Source organism: Fictibacillus fluitans (assembly GCF_030418125.1).
In the GTDB taxonomy this organism is placed as follows: domain Bacteria; phylum Bacillota; class Bacilli; order Bacillales; family Fictibacillaceae; genus Fictibacillus_C; species Fictibacillus_C fluitans.
The window spans coordinates 62,897-80,749 of record NZ_JAUHTR010000006.1; the positions used below are offsets into that span (position 1 = coordinate 62,897).

The 17,853-nt window shown below is 44.8% G+C and carries 23 protein-coding genes, 1 pseudogene and 1 riboswitch; of the genes and pseudogenes, 3 read left to right on the forward strand and 21 right to left on the reverse strand.

Annotated features, from left to right (window positions below; translation table 11 throughout):
• Positions 1-211: 211 nt before the first annotated feature.
• From QYB97_RS12415 to QYB97_RS12430, 4 genes and pseudogenes are all read right to left on the reverse strand, one after another.
• Positions 212-1,045, reverse strand: a complete 834-nt coding sequence (locus QYB97_RS12415; protein WP_301166329.1) for an LAGLIDADG family homing endonuclease — start codon at positions 1,043-1,045, stop codon at positions 212-214.
• The gene (locus QYB97_RS12420) at positions 1,026-1,196 is read right to left on the reverse strand and encodes a hypothetical protein (RefSeq protein ID WP_301166330.1); all 171 of its coding nucleotides are present in this window, start codon (positions 1,194-1,196) and stop codon (positions 1,026-1,028) included. Before QYB97_RS12420 ends, QYB97_RS12415 begins: the two co-directional genes overlap by 20 nt.
• A 63-nt stretch (positions 1,197-1,259) precedes the next feature.
• Positions 1,260-2,048 (reverse strand): annotated as a pseudogene (locus tag QYB97_RS12425) (ribonucleotide reductase N-terminal alpha domain-containing protein); the annotation flags it as partial.
• Positions 2,049-2,384: 336 nt separating this feature from the next.
• On the reverse strand, positions 2,385-3,221 hold the full coding sequence (locus tag QYB97_RS12430; protein WP_301166331.1) for a lipoate--protein ligase family protein: 837 nt from the start codon (positions 3,219-3,221) through the stop codon (positions 2,385-2,387).
• A 151-nt stretch (positions 3,222-3,372) separates the two neighbouring features.
• Between QYB97_RS12430 and QYB97_RS12435 the strand changes: the two genes are divergently transcribed.
• Positions 3,373-3,750 (forward strand): rhodanese-like domain-containing protein, encoded by a 378-nt coding sequence (locus QYB97_RS12435; protein ID WP_301166332.1) that lies wholly within the window; start codon positions 3,373-3,375, stop codon positions 3,748-3,750.
• Between the two features lie 52 nt (positions 3,751-3,802).
• Here QYB97_RS12435 and gcvPB read toward each other — a convergent pair whose 3' ends face one another.
• The 3 genes from gcvPB to gcvT are packed head-to-tail and all read right to left on the reverse strand — an operon-like array spanning position 3,803 to position 7,724.
• Positions 3,803-5,260, reverse strand: coding sequence for an aminomethyl-transferring glycine dehydrogenase subunit GcvPB (gene gcvPB, locus QYB97_RS12440; RefSeq protein ID WP_301166333.1), 1,458 nt, complete (start codon positions 5,258-5,260; stop codon positions 3,803-3,805).
• A complete protein-coding gene (gcvPA, locus tag QYB97_RS12445) occupies positions 5,260-6,600 on the reverse strand; it encodes an aminomethyl-transferring glycine dehydrogenase subunit GcvPA (RefSeq protein WP_301166334.1) in 1,341 nt (446 codons plus the stop codon). The genes gcvPB and gcvPA overlap by 1 nt, the downstream gene beginning before the upstream one ends.
• A 26-nt stretch (positions 6,601-6,626) precedes the next feature.
• Positions 6,627-7,724, reverse strand: a complete 1,098-nt coding sequence (gene gcvT / locus QYB97_RS12450; protein ID WP_301166335.1) for a glycine cleavage system aminomethyltransferase GcvT — start codon at positions 7,722-7,724, stop codon at positions 6,627-6,629.
• A 208-nt stretch (positions 7,725-7,932) separates the two neighbouring features.
• A riboswitch (glycine riboswitch) is annotated at positions 7,933-8,018 on the reverse strand.
• Between the two features lie 165 nt (positions 8,019-8,183).
• Here gcvT and QYB97_RS12455 point away from each other — a divergent pair.
• Both QYB97_RS12455 and QYB97_RS12460 read left to right on the forward strand, forming a co-directional pair.
• On the forward strand, positions 8,184-9,872 hold the full coding sequence (locus QYB97_RS12455) for a DEAD/DEAH box helicase (protein ID WP_301166336.1): 1,689 nt from the start codon (positions 8,184-8,186) through the stop codon (positions 9,870-9,872).
• Complete coding sequence (locus QYB97_RS12460) at positions 9,841-10,635, forward strand: YqhG family protein (protein WP_301166337.1); 795 nt, start codon at positions 9,841-9,843, stop codon at positions 10,633-10,635. The genes QYB97_RS12455 and QYB97_RS12460 overlap by 32 nt, the downstream gene beginning before the upstream one ends.
• A gap of 26 nt (positions 10,636-10,661) precedes the next feature.
• On the opposite strand, the gene moaA is transcribed toward QYB97_RS12460, so the two are convergent.
• From moaA to QYB97_RS12530, 14 genes are all read right to left on the reverse strand, one after another.
• Positions 10,662-11,681 carry a GTP 3',8-cyclase MoaA gene (gene moaA, locus QYB97_RS12465; RefSeq protein WP_301166338.1) on the reverse strand — a complete coding sequence of 340 codons (1,020 nt, stop codon included), beginning with the start codon at positions 11,679-11,681 and terminating at the stop codon, positions 10,662-10,664.
• An 84-nt stretch (positions 11,682-11,765) separates the two neighbouring features.
• Positions 11,766-11,942, reverse strand: a complete 177-nt coding sequence (locus QYB97_RS12470; protein WP_301166339.1) for a YqzE family protein — start codon at positions 11,940-11,942, stop codon at positions 11,766-11,768.
• A gap of 16 nt (positions 11,943-11,958) precedes the next feature.
• Positions 11,959-12,486 (reverse strand): shikimate kinase, encoded by a 528-nt coding sequence (locus tag QYB97_RS12475; RefSeq protein ID WP_301166340.1) that lies wholly within the window; start codon positions 12,484-12,486, stop codon positions 11,959-11,961.
• Positions 12,483-12,857: a competence type IV pilus minor pilin ComGG gene (comGG, locus tag QYB97_RS12480; RefSeq protein ID WP_301166341.1), complete on the reverse strand. Its 375-nt coding sequence runs from the start codon at positions 12,855-12,857 to the stop codon at positions 12,483-12,485. Before comGG ends, QYB97_RS12475 begins: the two co-directional genes overlap by 4 nt.
• Positions 12,854-13,282, reverse strand: coding sequence for a competence type IV pilus minor pilin ComGF (locus QYB97_RS12485; RefSeq protein WP_301166342.1), 429 nt, complete (start codon positions 13,280-13,282; stop codon positions 12,854-12,856). The genes comGG and QYB97_RS12485 overlap by 4 nt, the downstream gene beginning before the upstream one ends.
• Positions 13,252-13,587: a type II secretion system protein gene (locus QYB97_RS12490; RefSeq protein ID WP_301166343.1), complete on the reverse strand. Its 336-nt coding sequence runs from the start codon at positions 13,585-13,587 to the stop codon at positions 13,252-13,254. Before QYB97_RS12490 ends, QYB97_RS12485 begins: the two co-directional genes overlap by 31 nt.
• Positions 13,571-14,011 (reverse strand): competence type IV pilus minor pilin ComGD, encoded by a 441-nt coding sequence (comGD, locus tag QYB97_RS12495; protein ID WP_301166344.1) that lies wholly within the window; start codon positions 14,009-14,011, stop codon positions 13,571-13,573. The genes QYB97_RS12490 and comGD overlap by 17 nt, the downstream gene beginning before the upstream one ends.
• Positions 13,995-14,297, reverse strand: coding sequence for a competence type IV pilus major pilin ComGC (gene comGC / locus QYB97_RS12500; protein WP_301166345.1), 303 nt, complete (start codon positions 14,295-14,297; stop codon positions 13,995-13,997). Before comGC ends, comGD begins: the two co-directional genes overlap by 17 nt.
• 14 nt (positions 14,298-14,311) lie before the next feature.
• The gene (gene comGB / locus QYB97_RS12505; RefSeq protein ID WP_301166346.1) at positions 14,312-15,352 is read right to left on the reverse strand and encodes a competence type IV pilus assembly protein ComGB; all 1,041 of its coding nucleotides are present in this window, start codon (positions 15,350-15,352) and stop codon (positions 14,312-14,314) included.
• Complete coding sequence (locus QYB97_RS12510; protein WP_301166347.1) at positions 15,349-15,765, reverse strand: ATPase, T2SS/T4P/T4SS family; 417 nt, start codon at positions 15,763-15,765, stop codon at positions 15,349-15,351. Before QYB97_RS12510 ends, comGB begins: the two co-directional genes overlap by 4 nt.
• Complete coding sequence (locus tag QYB97_RS12515) at positions 15,656-16,057, reverse strand: hypothetical protein (RefSeq protein WP_301166348.1); 402 nt, start codon at positions 16,055-16,057, stop codon at positions 15,656-15,658. The genes QYB97_RS12510 and QYB97_RS12515 overlap by 110 nt, the downstream gene beginning before the upstream one ends.
• 62 nt (positions 16,058-16,119) lie before the next feature.
• Positions 16,120-16,374, reverse strand: coding sequence for a phage holin family protein (locus QYB97_RS12520; RefSeq protein WP_301166349.1), 255 nt, complete (start codon positions 16,372-16,374; stop codon positions 16,120-16,122).
• Positions 16,375-16,386: 12 nt separating this feature from the next.
• Positions 16,387-17,337: a peptidoglycan-binding protein gene (locus tag QYB97_RS12525; protein ID WP_301166350.1), complete on the reverse strand. Its 951-nt coding sequence runs from the start codon at positions 17,335-17,337 to the stop codon at positions 16,387-16,389.
• Between the two features lie 48 nt (positions 17,338-17,385).
• Positions 17,386-17,850 carry a hypothetical protein gene (locus QYB97_RS12530; protein ID WP_301166351.1) on the reverse strand — a complete coding sequence of 155 codons (465 nt, stop codon included), beginning with the start codon at positions 17,848-17,850 and terminating at the stop codon, positions 17,386-17,388.
• Positions 17,851-17,853: the final 3 nt, after the last annotated feature.

The window sequence follows — 17,853 nt, forward strand, 5'->3', positions numbered from 1 at the left end:
AGTCACGTTGTAGTTGATTGGCTCTAAGGGTTTTCCAGCAATTCACCCGATTTTCTAATCGTTCATTGTCTGAACGATGCGGACTAAGGCAAACCTTTGTCTTAATTAATCCGCCAGCATTATCATTTGTGCTCCACGCTTATTGTTACTCTCCTCGATCGGAGGGGATGGACATTTCTGCCATCCTCTTACACTTTCATGCAAGATCAGACTATATCATCAAAGAGGAAAATTTATCATATTTTCTTGCTAGTCTAAGTTCACCATTTTGATAAAGGAATTTCTTTATTTGCAGGATATCAGAAATACTTGAGAGATAAATGTCATAGCATCCCTGTTTAGAGGCTATGGAATTTACGTTTAAACCGATTTGTTGGGATTTCAAAAATCCTAAAATTGCTGTTAGCATTAAATAGGATACAGTAAAACCAACTCTTACCTTCAAGTACTCGTTTCTGAAGTAAACTCTTATGTGACCATCTGCATCAAAGAAACCTCTTAGAAATGCCCATTGCAGATCAATGTTTTCTAAATTGATCCATTTTTCTTTTCCTGTTTTGTTTGGAAGTACACCTAATTGAATTAAATCGTTGCACATCTTTGTAGAATTTATAGTTAGCGCAACTTTTTCCTGCTCATTTACAGCTCTTGCAGAGCGAATTTTGATAAGGTCCGTAGCATTTAATTCTTTAGCGATAGCTTTTATTAGGCTTTGATCTTGTATAGCTACCGATATAATTAATCTTTTAGACTTTATCCTATCAATAATCGTTCCATCACCTAAGATAAAGCCTAAAATATAAGCTTTATTAGGTGTATCAATAGCTTCAAAATAATTTTCAATATAGGTGTATTTTTTACTTTTGAGTTTACCAGCTTCGCCTGGCATCCTCGTTATGAAAAATGGATGTTCTTTATTCCACCTTAGGGCAATTTCTACTTGGCTGTATCCTTCATCATGTAGCAAGATAATTTTTCTTTTTAGTTCCTCTTTGTCTCGTGCCCCGTAACCTCGTTGCCGAAGTTTATGGTTTACTCGTTCCATGGTTATCCTCCTCAATATTAAGCAAGATAACTTTAGGACCTTTCAATAGTCGTTGAACGTTCATCTCCGTTTCCAAAGACGCTTCGCTGCTGATTGCCCATTGTTCCATCTTTAGAATTTTAAAGCGTTCACGCCCGCTGTTACCAGCCACGTTGTAGCTCCTAAAGCTTTAGGGTGTTCCAGCAATTCACGAGATTAAGTCGCCATGGTATTAACGACTGCCCCCCTGCTCAACCAAATGCGTCAGCTTCGCAATATCATCCAGCCATGAAACCGATCCGGACGATTTTCCATTTACTCCGCGGGCAAGCGCGTTCTTCGGACGAAGAGTGGAACCGTTCGTTCCGACACCGCCTCCGCGGCTCATGATCTCCATCACCTGTTTACGGTGATCTGAGATTCCTTCACGCGAATCCCTTACATACGGCATTACATAACAGTTGAAGTACGTAACATCCGTTTCTGCTCCGGCACCGTACAGAACACGGCCGGCAGGAATGAAGTTCATCTCGGAAAGTTCCTTGTAGAATTTCTCGAACGATTCCTGGCGCTTTTCCTCGGTCGTTTCCACGCTTGCAAGCCCGGTCGCATTCCGTTTGGCAATCTGCTCATAGAAGACCTCAAGCGGCTTGTCCATCACATCCAATGAACGGTTGATAATGCCTGATTCCGCTTCTTCCGGATTGTCGAGCACTGCTTTAAATTCTTCATCTACCCGTACACGTGCGGTTTTCGCTTCCCAGTCGATGCTGACAATGTATCCGAGCCCTCTTGCCGGGAATTTCGGATCTTCTTTTACCGTCAGAACGACAAAATCTCCTTCCTTGAATGTTTTCCTTTCCGTATCTTTAAAGCTGTATCTGTCCAGCATAACAAGCCGTGATACACCCTTATGTGCGGTTTTCATATCGCTGGTTACCGGATGTACTTGAGGAAATTGTTCAATATCCTTGTTCAGCATTTCAATGTTGATTCCTGAAGGGTCATGTACTGCTACTCCCATCATTCTCCTCCTCGTATTTAATATAGAAGATTCAATCTATATGTTGTATGTAGTTAAGTTACCACTATACTATATATAGGTAAACCTATTGTCAAAATATTTATGTTGTCAAACTAGGAAAACCAAGCTTTTGTAAGAAAATCAGTGAACGAATTGTTTTTCCTCTGGCAAATCGCCTTAAATCCCATAGATTTAAAGATTGAAAAATACCCGCTTCGGAAGAACGTTGAAACAACAGGCTTTTGAAGTTTGATAAAAAAATTACTCAAAAAATTTTTTCCGCCTTGACTTCCAAAAATAAAAACCGAGACAATAAAATCTTGTCCCGATTTCGTCTTATCTTCTGAACGTCCACTCTTTACTTCTATATCTGGTTTGAGCGATCTGCTCAACTTCTTGTTTTTGCCCGTCGTTTAACTCGTACGTTTGCAAATCTAGATTCAAACCGGATTCAAACCCATTGTAAAAAGCGAGTTTTGCCTCTTCCGGGGTTACCGGTTTTTCACGGAGCTCATTCATTGCCACCGCTTTGCTTTTAAATGCCCGCTGCATTCTCTCCCTCACCCGGTCGCTTGGGTAGACAAACAGGTCAAACAGCTTGTCTTCGTCAAGGTCGAGGAGGATGGAACCGTGCTGAAGGATCACGCCTTTTTGGCGGGTTTGTGCACTGCCAGCCACTTTTCTTCCTTCCACCACGAGCTCATACCAGGAAGGAGCGTCAAAACAGACAGCAGAACGGGGATTTTTCAAACCTGCTTTTTCTTCTTCCGTACGAGGGACCGCAAAATAAGCTTCGAGGCCAAGGTTGCGGAATCCCTGCAGAATGCCTTCAGAAATGACCCGGTACGCTTCGGTTACCGTTTTGGGCATGTTGGGATGTTCTTCACTGACGATTACACTGTATGTAAGCTCCTTGTCATGGAGAACGCCGCGTCCGCCGGTTGGCCGGCGCACAAACCCGAGTCCGTATTCCTTTACTGCCTCGAGATTGATCTCCTTCTCGGCTTTTTGAAAATAACCAATGGACAAGGTTGCAGGATTCCATCCGTAAAACCGGATAACCGGGGGGATTTTCCCTTCGCTGTGCCATGTCAGCAACGCTTCATCCAATGCCATATTGTAGGCAGGATCGCAGTTTCCTGAATCAATGAATAACCACTTTTCTTTCTCCATATACCTATCTCCTTTTTAATACCTTACTAGTTTATCAAAACTATTACTTCTGTCAAAACACAAAGTACTGCCAATTTTTAATATTATTCTTTTGATTCTGGCGCTCAGTGAAGATATAATTAGAGGAGATATAAAAAAGGAGTGCAGGCATATGGAATGGATTATCGTTCTTGTTATTTTGGCAGCCGTACTGGCTTATCTCGTAGTAACTGCCATGAATCAAAAGAGATACTTGAAGACGTTGAGTGAAGAGGAATTCAGGGCAGGCTACCGAAAAGCACAGCTGATCGATGTGCGTGAACCCGACGAATTTAAAAAAGGACACATCCTTGGTGCCAGAAACATTCCCCTTACCCAGATGAAGCAGCGTAAAATGGAAATTCGCCCGGACAAGCCGGTTTATCTATATTGCGAAAGCGGCATGCGCAGCGCCAGAGCGGCACAATTCTTACGCAAAAACAAATATACGGATCTCTCTCAATTAAGAGGCGGATTTAAAAAATGGTCTGGCAAGGTTAAATCTTCATAATTGTAAACAAAAGGTTCGGGAAAATTTCCCGAACCTTTTGTTTGTCTTCCCTCTACTTTACATAACGTAATACCGGTTTACGGGCTGCCAGTGCTTCATCCAGCCGCTTCACGACCGTCGAGTGAGGGGCGTCCTGCACGACCTCAGGTGATTCCTCTGCTTCTTTTGAAATTTGGATCATGGCATCGATAAATTCATCGAGTGTTTCCTTGGATTCCGTTTCCGTCGGCTCAATCATGATCGCTTCTTCGACAGAAAGCGGGAAATAGATGGTCGGCGGGTGGTAGCCGAAATCAAGCAGGCGTTTCGCCATATCAAGGGTTCGAACACCCAGTTTCTTCTGTCTTCTTCCCGACAGTACAAACTCATGCTTGCAATGCTGGGTAAACGGCAGATCAAAATACGGCTCGAGCCTTCTCATTAAATAGTTGGCATTCAGCACAGCGTACTCGGACACCTGCTTCAGGCCGACCGGTCCCATTGTGCGAATATACGTATACGCACGAACATTGATGCCAAAGTTTCCATAATACGGTTTAACGCGGCCTATGGACTGCGGACGGTCGTATTCAAACGTATAGCCTTCTCCTTTTTTCATCAGCACCGGTTTCGGCAAGTACGGAATCAGATCCTTTTTCACGCCAACCGGCCCTGATCCTGGTCCTCCCCCGCCGTGCGGTCCTGTAAAGGTTTTATGAAGATTAAGATGGACAACATCAAAGCCCATATCTCCCGGTCTAGTATAGCCCATGATGGCGTTCATGTTGGCACCGTCATAGTACAGCTTTCCGCCTGCTTCATGAACGATCTCCGCCATCTCAAGAATATGCTCTTCAAACAAGCCGAGCGTATTCGGATTGGTCAGCATGAGTGCCGCGGTATCTTCTCCGACCACACGTCTTAAATCATCAAGGTCCACGAGTCCCCTGTCATCCGATTTTACAGTGATGGAATCAAAGCCGGCGACTGTGGCAGATGCAGGATTGGTTCCGTGTGCAGAATCGGGTACGATCACTTTTGTGCGCTTATCGTCTCCGTTGGCCTCATGGTAGGCACGGATCATCATCAAACCGGTCCATTCGCCGTGGGCACCTGCAGCAGGCTGAAGCGTTACTTCGTCCATGCCGGTAATTTCGGCCAGCGATGTTTGCAGGTTATACATCATTTCCATGGCACCCTGAACCGTTTCTTCTTCCTGAAGAGGATGAATTTGTGCAAAACCGGCATAGCGGGCCACATCTTCATTGATTTTCGGATTATATTTCATCGTACACGAGCCGAGCGGATAAAATCCGGAGTCGACCCCGTGATTGCGTTTGGAAAGCGCGGTATAGTGACGCATGATTTGCAGCTCGGACACTTGCGGGAGCTCAGCAGACTCAGTGCGCACGTAATCATCCGGCAGCAGTGAACCAAGGTCTGTTTCCGGTACATCAAGAGCCGGGAGACTGTAACCTACTCTGCCTTCTTTCGACAGTTCAAAAATAAGTGACTGATCTTGAGTGTTCATTATAGCCCCTCCAATACAGTTGCCAGTTTATCAATCTCGCTCTTCGTGCGCAGTTCGGTGACGGCTATCAGCATATGATTTTCAAGTTCAGGAAAATCCCTTCCTAGGTCATAGCCGCCGATCATTCCGTGTTCAATCAGCTTTTTATTGATTTCTTTGACCGGCCCATTCAGCTTCACGACAAATTCATTGAAAAATGGCGCTTCATACGGAATGCTGAACCCTTTTTCCAACAGAAGGTTTTTGGCATAATGTGCTTTTTGGATGTTTTGCACCGCAACCTCTTTGATACCCTGCTTGCCGAGAGCTGTCATGGCAACAGATGCAGCCAGTGCATTCAGCGCCTGGTTGGAACAGATGTTGGACGTCGCCTTATCGCGTCGGATATGCTGCTCACGCGCCTGCAGAGTTAAAACAAAACCGCGTTTCCCGTTTTCGTCCACCGTTTGGCCGACAAGCCGTCCAGGGACCTTTCTCATCAGCTTTTTAGTTACGGCAAAATAACCGCAGTGCGGGCCGCCGAAACCCTGAGGAATCCCGAATACCTGAGCGTCACCTACTACAATATCCGCTCCAAAGCTTCCTGGCGGCTTCAATACACCGAGAGACAATGGATTGCTCGATACAACAAACATCGCTTTTTCGCTGTGGACGATTTCTTCAATGTCCTTAAGCGGTTCCACCTGGCCAAAAAAGTTTGGATATTGAACAAGGACACAGGCGGTTTCACTGTCCACCGCGTTTTTCAATTCTTCAAGGTCCGTCAATCCATCCTTTGTTCCCACTTCCACCACCTCAAGCCGCTGTCCGTTGGCATAGGTTTGAAGCACCGCAAGAGATTCGGGGTGAACACTTTTGGATACAATGATTTTTTTGCGTTTGGTCTGTCCAGCTGACAGGAGAGCAGCTTCTGCGAAGGCTGTTCCGCCATCATACATAGACGAGTTCGCCACATCCATTCCTGTAAGCTCACAGATCATCGTTTGAAATTCAAAGATCGCCTGCAGTTCCCCCTGGGAGATTTCCGGCTGATAGGGAGTGTAGGCCGTATAAAATTCTGAACGCAATGTTACATGGTTCACAATGGAAGGCGTGTAGTGATCGTACACCCCGGCTCCCAAAAAGCTTGCATAATCCTTAGTGTTGATATTTTTCTGCGACAGCGCAGACATATACTTTACAAGCTCCGGCTCCGGCAGTGCAGGTTCGATCTGCAAATCGCCCTTAAAGCGTACGTTTTCCGGAATATCCTTAAAGAGTTCCTCTGTGGATGAAATACCGGCCGCTTCCATCATTTCCTTTTTATCTTGCTCGGTCATTGGCAAATAACGAAATGTCATAACAGTGTCCTCCCTTGGGGCTTTGATTAGCTGCGTTTATAAAATGGCGATTTTACAACAACCGCCTTCAAGCGTTTCTGCCTGATTTGCACGTCTACTTCGGTTCCTAGCTGGGCAAATTCTGAATTGATGAGCGCGAGCCCCAGGTTCTTTTTCAGGGTTGGTGATTGAGTTCCGGTTGTGACCTCACCAATCTGTTCGCCATCCTTGAACACTTCATAGTGAGAACGCGGAATACCTTTATCAATCATCTCAAGACCGACCAGTTTTCTTGGCGCCCCTTCTTCCTTCTGCTTCTTCAATACGTCTTTGCCGATAAAATCAGCTTCTTTATCCGTTTTTACCGCAAAGCCGATCCCCGCTTCGATCGGGGTAATGTCTTTTGTAAGCTCCTGTCCATAAAGTGCCAGTTTCGCTTCAAACCGGAGGGTATCTCGTGCTCCGAGCCCGCAAGGAACCACGCCTTCTTCCTTGCCCGCTTCAAGAATCATATCCCAAAGCTTGACCGCCGCCTCAGGAGAGCTGTAAATTTCAAATCCGTCTTCGCCCGTATAGCCTGTGCGCGACACGAGCGCTTGAATCCCCTTAAGGCTGACATCACGTTGAAATTTAAAAAATCCAATGGAGGACAGATCGGTATCTGTCAGCTTTTGAAGAATACTTTCTGCGAGCGGTCCCTGCAGTGCAAGCTGGGCCGTTTCTGCAGAAATATTGGTTAGCTCAACCCCTTCATCCAGATGAGACTCAAGCCAGTCAAAGTCCTTTTCGATGTTGGAAGCATTAACCACAAGCAGGTAGTGCTGGTCGCTGTACTTATATACCAGCAGGTCGTCAACCGTGCCGCCATTTTCATAGCACATCACCGTGTACTGAGCCCCGCCTTCTTTTAATTTTGAAATGTCATTGGTAAGCATACGCTGTAAAAAAGCGCTTGCGCCCTCTCCTTTTACCTCAAATTCACCCATGTGCGATACATCGAACAGTCCGGCTTTCGTACGAACCGCTTCATGTTCCTCGCCAATACGGGAAAACTGGACAGGAAGCTCCCAGCCTCCAAAGTCAATCACTTTTCCGCCATGGCCTTTGTAAATATCAAAAAGTGGTGTGCGCTTTAAGTCCCCCATTACATTTCCTCCCTTTCATTCATCATTGGTAATATTCAAAAAATTCCAAGTAAATAAACCATCCGCCTGCAGAATATGGAAAACACAAAAAAGGACAGAGAAATACCATTAGTCAGGTATCCCTCTGTCCTTCAACCAGTAAGTTTGGAAAGGGGCTTGCCCCATCGTTTCTTCGTTGGTGGTCCATAGTGGACGCTCTCCAGAGACGCGTCAAACAAGAGTCTTTTTGCCTGAGAGTTTCGCTCCTGCTTGCTCCTTCGGCGCTACCGAAATAGTCTCTCCTCTTGCTTTCATTCGCAAGTATGTTATTTTTGTCCATCGTCCATACTAGTAAATAGGTTTTGCCTTGGAAACACATTATTATCCTATCATTATTTTAGTTTAAAAAGCAACGCAATTTTGAGAATTGAAAACCGTTGTGTACAAACAGATTATGATACATAGAAAGGAAGCCAGGCCATGAATCTTAATATTAACTTTAACCGGGAATGGCATGATGAATTTATTAAACGGATGGACGATGATGGACCCTGGACAAAATGGGAGTTATATAACCTTGCGCTTGAAGCGGAAAAGAATCTTTCCATTCCCGATTTTCTCGGCCTGCAGGCGCCGGGACATCTTCCGCAGCTTACCTTCCTTCCCCATCAGCTGGAGGTTGCGAAAACTGTAATCGAAAAAATGAACGGAAAAGCCATCCTGGCTGACGAGGTCGGGCTTGGAAAAACAATTGAAGCCGGACTGATCCTCAAGGAATACATGATCCGGGGACTTGCGAAAAAGGTCCTTATCCTTGTTCCCGCCTCCCTTGTCCTGCAGTGGACCGGAGAATTAAACTCCAAGTTCTTCATTCCCGCGGTTGCGCAGAAAAAATCTTATGTCTGGGAACAGTGCGAAGTCGTCGTGTCCTCCATCGATACCGCAAAACGCCAGCCTCACCGGGATATTGTGCTGAACCAGGATTATGACATTATCGTGATCGATGAAGCTCACAAGCTTAAAAACAAAAACACGAAAAACTATGAATTTGTGCAGCATTTAAAAAAGAAATTCTGTCTTCTTCTTACTGCTACTCCTGTTCAGAACCGGGTAGAGGAAATCTTTAATCTGGTTTCCTTATTAAAACCCGGGCATCTGGGCAATCAGGAAAACTTTGATAAAGACTTCAGAAATGACAAGCACTCCCTGAAGAACGAGGAAAAGCTGAAACAGCTTGTGAACAAAGTGATGGTGCGGAACCGAAGGGAAGAAACCGGTTTAAAATGGCCCAAACGGTTTGTTAAAACCATCCCCATCACCCTTTCCGAAACCGAGAGAAATCTGTACAACAGCATTTCGGATCTAAAAGAGCTGCCTCAGTTCAGCCGGAGCAAATTTTCTGTTCTTACCCTGCAGCGTGAAGTCTGCAGCTCAAGAGAAGCCTGCTTCCTTACACTAAAAAACATGCTTCAAAAGGATCCTTATTCCGAGCATACCATCGTTCCTGTCATGAAAAAGGTGGAAGAGGTCACCCAAAACTCCAAGGCGATGAAAACACTCGAGCTCGTCCAATCGATCAATGACAAAGTGATCATCTTTACCGAATACCGTGCCACCCAGCTTTATCTGCAATGGTATCTGCAGCAGCATGGCATTTCTTCGGTCCCGTTCCGCGGCGGATTTAAACGGAGCAAGAAGGATTATATGACCCATCTGTTTAAAAACCATGCACAGGTGCTTATTGCCACAGAAGCCGGCGGTGAAGGAATTAACCTCCAATTCTGCCAGCATATCATCAACTATGACCTGCCGTGGAATCCAATGCGGATTGAACAGCGGATTGGCCGTATCCACCGGATCGGGCAAAAAGGCGATGTCCATATTTATAATTTCGCAACAGAAAATACCATCGAAGAACGCATATTGAACCTTCTCTATAACAAGATTAATCTGTTCGAAAGTGTAATCGGCGAGCTGGATGAGATTCTTGCTAAATTCGAACTGAAAAACATTGAAACTTACATTTCTGACATTATGCTAAATTCGGAAAGCGAGGGAGAAATGAAGGTGAAAATGGACAATCTCGCATCGTTGATCAATCTTGAAGGCGGCATAAAAAAGAAAGGATGGGAAGAACATGCAGCAGCACGAGATTCATCATTTTCTTGAACGTTATTTCGAAGCCAACGAATGCAGTGTCGAAGCACGGCATCCAAGCTACATGAAGATTCAGCTGACTGTGGAACTCGATAAACTATTAATGAATCGTCCGTTCTACTGGCACTATCTTGAGAAGACAGGTGGTGTTCCGAACCCCATGGCTCTCACACTTGTAACGGGCCAGCAAACGCCGCAGGACGGCGGCGGAGAGTTTATCCATTTTGGATCACCCCGGCTACATCAAATTTTTGCTTCCACCAAGAAACTGGGATCTTTCATTCGTATGTATGAATCCATCGCTCAGCATACTGGTCAAAATATCGCTCTTCACCCATGGCTTTGTGTAAATATGAAAACCTCTTACCAGTGTGACCGCAAAAAAGACCGGATTTCCTCATACGGCATCCATCTAATTACCGGCCGCATGGTAGAGTCCTTTCATGACAAACTCACTGAGCTTCCGCTGACCCGGAAGATTCCTGATTTCTGTTACACCCTTTCCCCTTTTATCCGGCCGCTCAGCGGTTTAAAACGGATGGAAGCGCTTGTGGAACAGGAAATACAGCAGGATGACCACAGCTGGGCAGAAGATGCCAGGGCAAGATGGCGTGAGGACGAGGAGCTTTTGGACCGCTTTTACGAAGATGAAGAAGATAAACCGGAATACTACCACGTGGAAAAAGAAGCGCTCCGAACCCAATATGAGCCAAAAATTAATGTGGATATTATCAATGGTGGTTTGTTTTACCTGTCAGAAACAGCCATGTCCTAATTAAGGCAACAAAAAAAGGGCTGAACTCAGCCCCCAATGTAAGACATCTCGATTTTTTTTCGTTTTGCCGCGCCGTCCCTGCGTTCGTCGGAGTAACGGTCGGTCCGGTTTTCCCAAATCCGGGAAATAAGTGCATCCAGCTCTTGATCTGACGCCCCTTCCCGAAGGGGCGTTTTAATATCGGTTCCATTTGCAGCAAACAGACAGGTGTATACCTTTCCGTCTGCAGACAACCTTGCTCTCGTGCAGGTGGAACAAAAGGAATCACTGATTGACGAAATGATGCCAATCTCATTTTCCCCGTCGGCAAACTGATAGCGGGAAGCGACCTCCCCATAATAATTTTCCGGAACGGAATGGAGAGGCAATTCACTTTGAAGAATCTTCAGGATTTCTTCCTTCGTTACAACTTCTTTCATGTTCCATCCGTTCGTTGTGCCCACATCCATAAATTCAATAAAGCGGAGAATATAAGGTGTCTTCTTAAAATAGCTGGCCATCGGGAGAATTTCCTGCTCGTTTACTCCTTTACGGACCATCATATTAACTTTTACCTTCAGTCCTGCTTCATGGGCAGCTCTCATGCCTTCAAGCACCGGCTCCACTCCGATTCCCCTGCCGTTAATCCGGCCAAAAAGTTCAGAATCAAGAGAATCGAGGCTGACCGTAACCCGGTCCATCCCGGCTTTCTTTAAGTCATGAGCAACACGCGGCAAAAGAACACCATTTGTTGTGAGAGCAATATCTTCCAGACCTTTGAGCTGGTTCAATTCTCCAATAAGTTCCGGAAGGTTCTTTCTCATCAACGGTTCACCGCCCGTAATTCTCAGCTTGGTTACACCTGAGGCAACAAAACGTTCAGCAACCTTTATAATTTCGTCAAAGCTTAGGAGCTCTGTCTTTTCCAAAAAAGGATAATCCTTGTCAAAAATTTCTTTGGGCATACAATACGTGCACCGAAAATTGCATTGGTCTGTCACGGAAATCCGCAAATCTTTCAGGGGCCGTTTCAGCCGGTCCAGCAATGCTTTTTCATTTCCCATCATTACCACACTTCTTCATTTATGAGTTATTTCAACCCTATCATATAATTTACAAAATGAACAATGTTAGAGCCTCTCGCGGCATCGCTACTTTTTGTTCTTCTTAAACACCATTCCAAGAGAGAACGGCAGCATGCCAAAAAGCGCAACGAGAACTGGCTGTTTCCGCTCCGCTTTTTGCTGTTTCATATACACTTTTTCCTCCTGTGTGCGGCTCAGCCGTTTCACAAAAGATTCGATCAGAAATTTAAAATACGCGTTCAAGGAAAACAACACCTTTTTATCGTTTGTCCCCAGTGTATCCCAATTCTGAACGCTTTAACCTTGCTGCAATTCGTTTGGCCGCTTCCTCCGGATGGCACTCACCGGTCTCAAACACCCAGTGACAATCCCTGTAAAACGGAAGCCGCGATTCGTACAGCTTTTGCATGTCCTTCTTTTTTTCCTGATTAAACAGGGGCCGGCTTGTGTCTTCTTTCAGCCGTTCAAAAATCGTTTCCAGGGAACAGCTTAAAAAAATGACAAATCCATGGTCCAACATAAATTTCCGGTTGTCCGCGGAAACCGCCAGCCCTCCGCCTGTTGTAATGACGGCATTTTTTGTTGGCAGCTCAGCGAGAATGGCAGCTTCATAGCGCCGGAAAACCGCTTCTCCATCTTCGGCGAAGATTTCAGCAACCCTTTTTCCGTACGTTTCTTCTATCACATGGTCGGTATCAATGACCGGCAAGTCCAGCTCTTCACCGAGCAGGGAGCCCACCGTCGTCTTGCCTGACCCCATGAATCCTGTTAAATATATCGGCTTCAACTTGTACCCTCCACCCACTTCGTAATCTTTTTTGTCTCGCTATTATAATATATAATTACGCTTTTTGTCTGAAGGTTTTTCAAACTGGCCGATAAAGTTATTTGAATAACGGGAAGGTTTGATTTGATTAATTGGCAGTCTACTGCTCCTTCATTGAAATCAAATCTGCCGGGCGGCTCATTGTTCTGTTTTAAAGCATGGAAGGTCTCCCTGCTTGTTTTCTCAATCATCTGATCAAGCTGAAAGCGGTGTTTCTGGTCGGCTAAAAACTGCCTTTCTCCCAAATACATAAAGAGCTGATGAGCAGTCAGCATGGAAATAATCAGGCAGAACACCAGTACCACAGGGAAAATATATCCTTTTTCATTCATGGAGAAATCCCTGTCTTGCGCACAAAAACCCGTTTATACACATGGGAAGCGATATCGGTAATCACTAGTGTAACGGAAGAATCGGTAATGATGGGGCGGAATTGCTTGACAGAAAACAGCCAGATTTCATGTCCCTGGCCATTGACTTGTTTGCGGATTTTGTTTTCATAGAAAGAAAAGGTGACTTGCTGGCCCGAATCGGACGTAAGATTCAACCGGTCGCCAGTCGCTGTGACCTGGCTGGCTTCCCGGATCAAAGGACCAATGGACAGATAGAAAGATTCCAGCTCTTCTGCAGGAACCCTGTTCTCTGCCGGAGGGGAAAGAACCTTTATTAAAAGGGGGGAAAACGAGGCAAGCAGCAGGAAAATTGAAAGAGCCACGACAGTTTCGATCAGGGTAAAGCCGTTTGGCTTTGAATCCATCTTTTGGTTACACCACATTCACTGTAAATCCTTTTATTCTTACCGGTAAACGCAATACAAGGCGCTCCTTCCCGGGATTCCCATCGGAACTCCCCTGTCTCTCCTGTTACAGTCCCATCTTCAAAAGAATTTTCATCACTGAGCTTATTGGCCAGAAGCTCCAGCGCTTCGCGTTGCTGCTGAAGCGTGAAGCGCTCATGATAAATACGGTAAAGGACGGGAACAGCCGCACCAATCACGATAGATAGCACACTTAATGCAAGAAGAGTTTCCAAAAGAGAAAACCCATTACATTTTTTCCACATAAAAACGCCCTTTTCCCAGTAAAAACACCAGCCGGTATTTCCCAGCCTCCGTTTTGATTAGCAATGTGCCTGACGAGCTGATGGTTCCATTTTTTGTATAGTTAATTTTCATCGTCATAGTGAAAGATTCCACAAGAACCTGATCCGCATACTTAATTTCTTTGTATATGCTTAATCCGCTGCCAATCATATATTTATGCTGACCCGGGTCAATGTGCAGAAAAACCACTTTTTGCTGCATTACCGCCTGACGCTGGGTATAATACAAATCTTTTTTCAACTGATCCAGAAAGAAATGCACCTCCCTGCTTTTATAGAAGCTTTGCAATGAAACTGCCGTTACTCCTAGCAAGATGCTGCTGATCGAGAGCACGATCAGCAGTTCAATCAAGGAGTATCCGTTTACATCAACTTCCCGCTTCAACCACTTTCCCGTTTCTAAGCTCTAACGCTTTGCCATTTGGGCACTTTACAGTATCTACATAATCATCTACAAGATCATCTAAATTATTCAGCGTTTCCCCTTTTTCCGCTTCATACGCGCCAACTTGCCCCTGAACAAGATCAATCGTCGCCTTGCAGCCAATGTCTTTTGCCACACCGAGATTCTTTGCCATGCTCGGCAAAGCTATCATAAGGAGAACGGAAATAATAAGGAGCACAATCATCATCTCGATCAGGGTGAAGCCATCTTCGTTTAATTTTTTCATTAAAGCCACCTCTTTTATTTAATGGAATTCATCATGTTAAACATAGGAAGCAGCATCGATACAAACATAACCAGGACGGTGCTTCCTATAAAAAGAAACAATACGGGCTGAACAATAACAATGTACCTGTACAATTTTTCTTCTGCATAGCCAATCAGCATTTCACTGTAGTTAATCAACTCTTTGCCGAGCAGTCCGGAAGAATGTCCATGCGCAATGATTACAGAGAGCTCCGGCACAAAATAACGGCGCTGTGCGATGATATCCTCAAACTTCAACCCGTTCAGCAGATCCTGCTTCATCTTGGCGGCCTCATACCGGAAAAAACGCAGATACTGATTGCCTTCAAGGATGACGAGCGCGTCATTAATCGCCAGCCCTCCTTTCAGAAGACTGCCGATCTGCATGGAAAACTGGTGGGTAATCCAAACAGCAAGAAGTTTGTTCAACAGTGGAACCCGAAGCAGAATGCCTATTTTTCGGGACGGGTGCATATTTTTTGTCAGCAGGAAATAAGCAGCGCCTATGGCTGCCGCTGCTGCCAACATCACTCCCAGAAGGTAGGGAATTTTTTTCAAAAAATCAATCATAAAGGTGGTGAACCAGGGAAAATCAATATTCAATGAGGAGTACAGCGAGAGAAAATGAGGAATAAGCAAGCGGAACATAATAAAACAAACGGAAAGAACAATAAAAAACAAAAACACGGGATAACGTATGGCTTTTAAAAACCGTTCCTTTATCTCTTCTTTTTTTCTTAGCATCTTGCCGCCTTCGGTTACACTGAAGGACAAATCACCATGCTTTTCGGACAGCTCCAAAAATCCTAAAACTTCGCTCGAAAATTTTTCTGACGCGAGTGCTTCATGAAGAGAATAACCTTTCACAAGAGAATCATATACTCTGTACATCCCCTTCTTCATCCACTGTTGCTGATGAAGCTTAAGAATGGAGATCGCCTTGGGAAGAGTGTATCCCTGTTCAAGCAATACACCCAATCGAAGCAGGAAGTCCCCCTGCTGCTTTTTGGTCCAGCTCTTTTCTTTTTTTCTCACCGGCCCACCCCCCATCGGTAAAGAGTGTTCATAGGCAGATAGCCCAGCGCCATTCCCTGTTTCATATAATAATTCAATGTTCGTAAACCCTCCGGTCGATCCGAGTTGCCACGGATCCATTCCATCCCTTTTTCCAGCCCGGATTCTGACAACAATTCATATAAACCTATGCGTTTATTATGTCTTTGCATAAAACAGTAAGACTCACATTGATCTCCGCAATACGGGCACAACAGTGAAAGCAGACGTTGTGAAACGATGCCAAGCAATGTCTGCTCAATCTCCTGTATTGAAAGTCCAAATTCAACCAGCCGGTAAAGGCAGCCCAATGCATCTTCCGCATGCACCGTTGACAGAACCAGATGGACCGTAATTACTGGCATTTCCATATCCAAAATAAACTTTGTTGTCAAAGGTCTGCATGTCCCAAACATTTCTTGCATAAGGTGGTTTGTCAGCGAATGGAGTAGATAAGATGGAAAGGTTTGGAGTTATGTCTTTTGATCGGGGTTGCTCTGGTTGTGGCGGCGGCTGCGGTGGTTGCTGTGGTTGTTCAGGAGCAGTAAGGTACTCTTTGATAATTAAATCAGTTGTTTCCTTTACAACTAAATCAATTACATTTGCGTCTAATCTAATTCCATGCAATTCGCTCAATCTATTCTGGACCTTCTCAACATAAGCAGCAAAATTTTTAATTTCAGCCATGTTCAAACAACTCCTCTTTTAGATTGAAAGCCCCCACCAATTAGGTGAGGGCGATTGTTTTTTTATTTATTATCTTCACGCGATGCCAAGAAGTATTTGATGCCGGCAACAGTACCAATGCCCAGCAAAGCGTACTTGCAGCCTTGGACAAAAGCTTCAGGCTTAACCCCGGTTTCCCAGAAGGCATAAAGCACACCCAAAAAAACCGCAAGCAATGGTATCCATTTATTGCTCACCTTGTTGGTTTCACGAATAGCAAACAGAATGACAGCCAGTGCCACATATGGCACAAAATCAGATGTAAAATCCGGAATCATTGTAAAGCCCCCTTAAAATAATTTAGCCCAAGTTTTTGGTCCAACCACTCCATCAATGCCAAGTTTATTCGCGCCCTGGAAGTCCTTCACCGCTTTTTCGGATTTAGGACCGTAAATCCCATCAGCAGTAATGCCTAGCTTTTGTTGAACAACCTTTACATCTTCACCCTTCATATATTGTTTGTCCAACTTCAAAGGGCGGGAATAAAGGTTTTTAAGCTTCTTGGCGGCATATGCTCTACTTAGTGAGGAAAGAGTGTTCTTCCCTGCGTACCCATCCACTGTAAGCTTTTGCGCCTTTTGAAATTCTTTTACGGCTTTTTCTGTATCTGCTCCAAAAATACCGTCAACTTTTCCACAATCAAACCCTAAATAATTCAGGTAGGTCTGAAGCTCTTTTACATCTTCCCCGCGGCTGCCCTTTTCAAGAACAGTAGAAGAGGAAGAGGGAGCGGGCTTGGCTTTTCCTCCTTCGATCTCGGCAAGGGTAGGCGGCTTCTTCCCAGCTTGCAGGTCACGCCAATCCAGTCCAAAATTAATCTCAAAATGAGGACCATCAAAGAAGTTTTTCCAATCACCGCCCCATTCAAAGCCTAGTTTTTTCGCTTCTTCCACAACTTCCTTCCAGTCCGCTTTTCTATCCTTGTCAGAATCCATGGTCATGCTCCAGGAGACTGCGCCAGTTTTCGTATTTTTCAATGCAAAATCAATAGCTAGCCCCCAGTTATGCATAGACTGACCAGGTTTAGCGCCTGAAACAATATTCATTTTTGGTTTTCCGTACTGCTTCCCGTTGTAGATATAACTTGATCGGCCTTGTCCATAGATAGCAGCCTGTTCTTCCATGGTACGTAGCCCCTGGGTGATCATCATCTTCCAATCACCAGTTAAACGCTTATTAGCATTTTCCATGAGCTTTTCAGCCTGCTTTTTTACGTATGGATGCAAATTCATATTTGCCATTTCCAATCTCTCCCTTAAAATAGTTTTTTGGTAAACAAAAAAAACAGCCTATTGCTGGCTGCTTTCTCTTTTAAAATCTTCTTCTTTTAACGTCCTGAAATCGCGTTCCCGGTATCTGTCCCATGTATTGAATTGATCAGACAGTTTATCCACCCGATTCTCAAGCTTTTCCAAACCACCTTGCATCATCTCCTGAGTCACTGTGATTTTCTCCAGAGAAGCGCCTTGCTTCTCCAAGTTATCATTTGACCGCTCAATAACAATCAGGAGCGCCTTTTCCCTTTCCTTGGCCTCTTCCCTATACTCTTGATGCATTTGATCCAGTTTATCTTGGCGGGCTTGATGCTGCTTTTCCTGTTCTATGCGGCGTTGGTTTTCAGCTTCTTCTTGTTTGACCCTCTGCGCTTCCTGCCTTTTACGTTCTTCTTTAACAGCGGCTAGACATGCCAAGAATAAGATCACAAACAAGTAAAGCCAGGGATTGTCACTTGATACGATTTTACTTGCATCCACTTA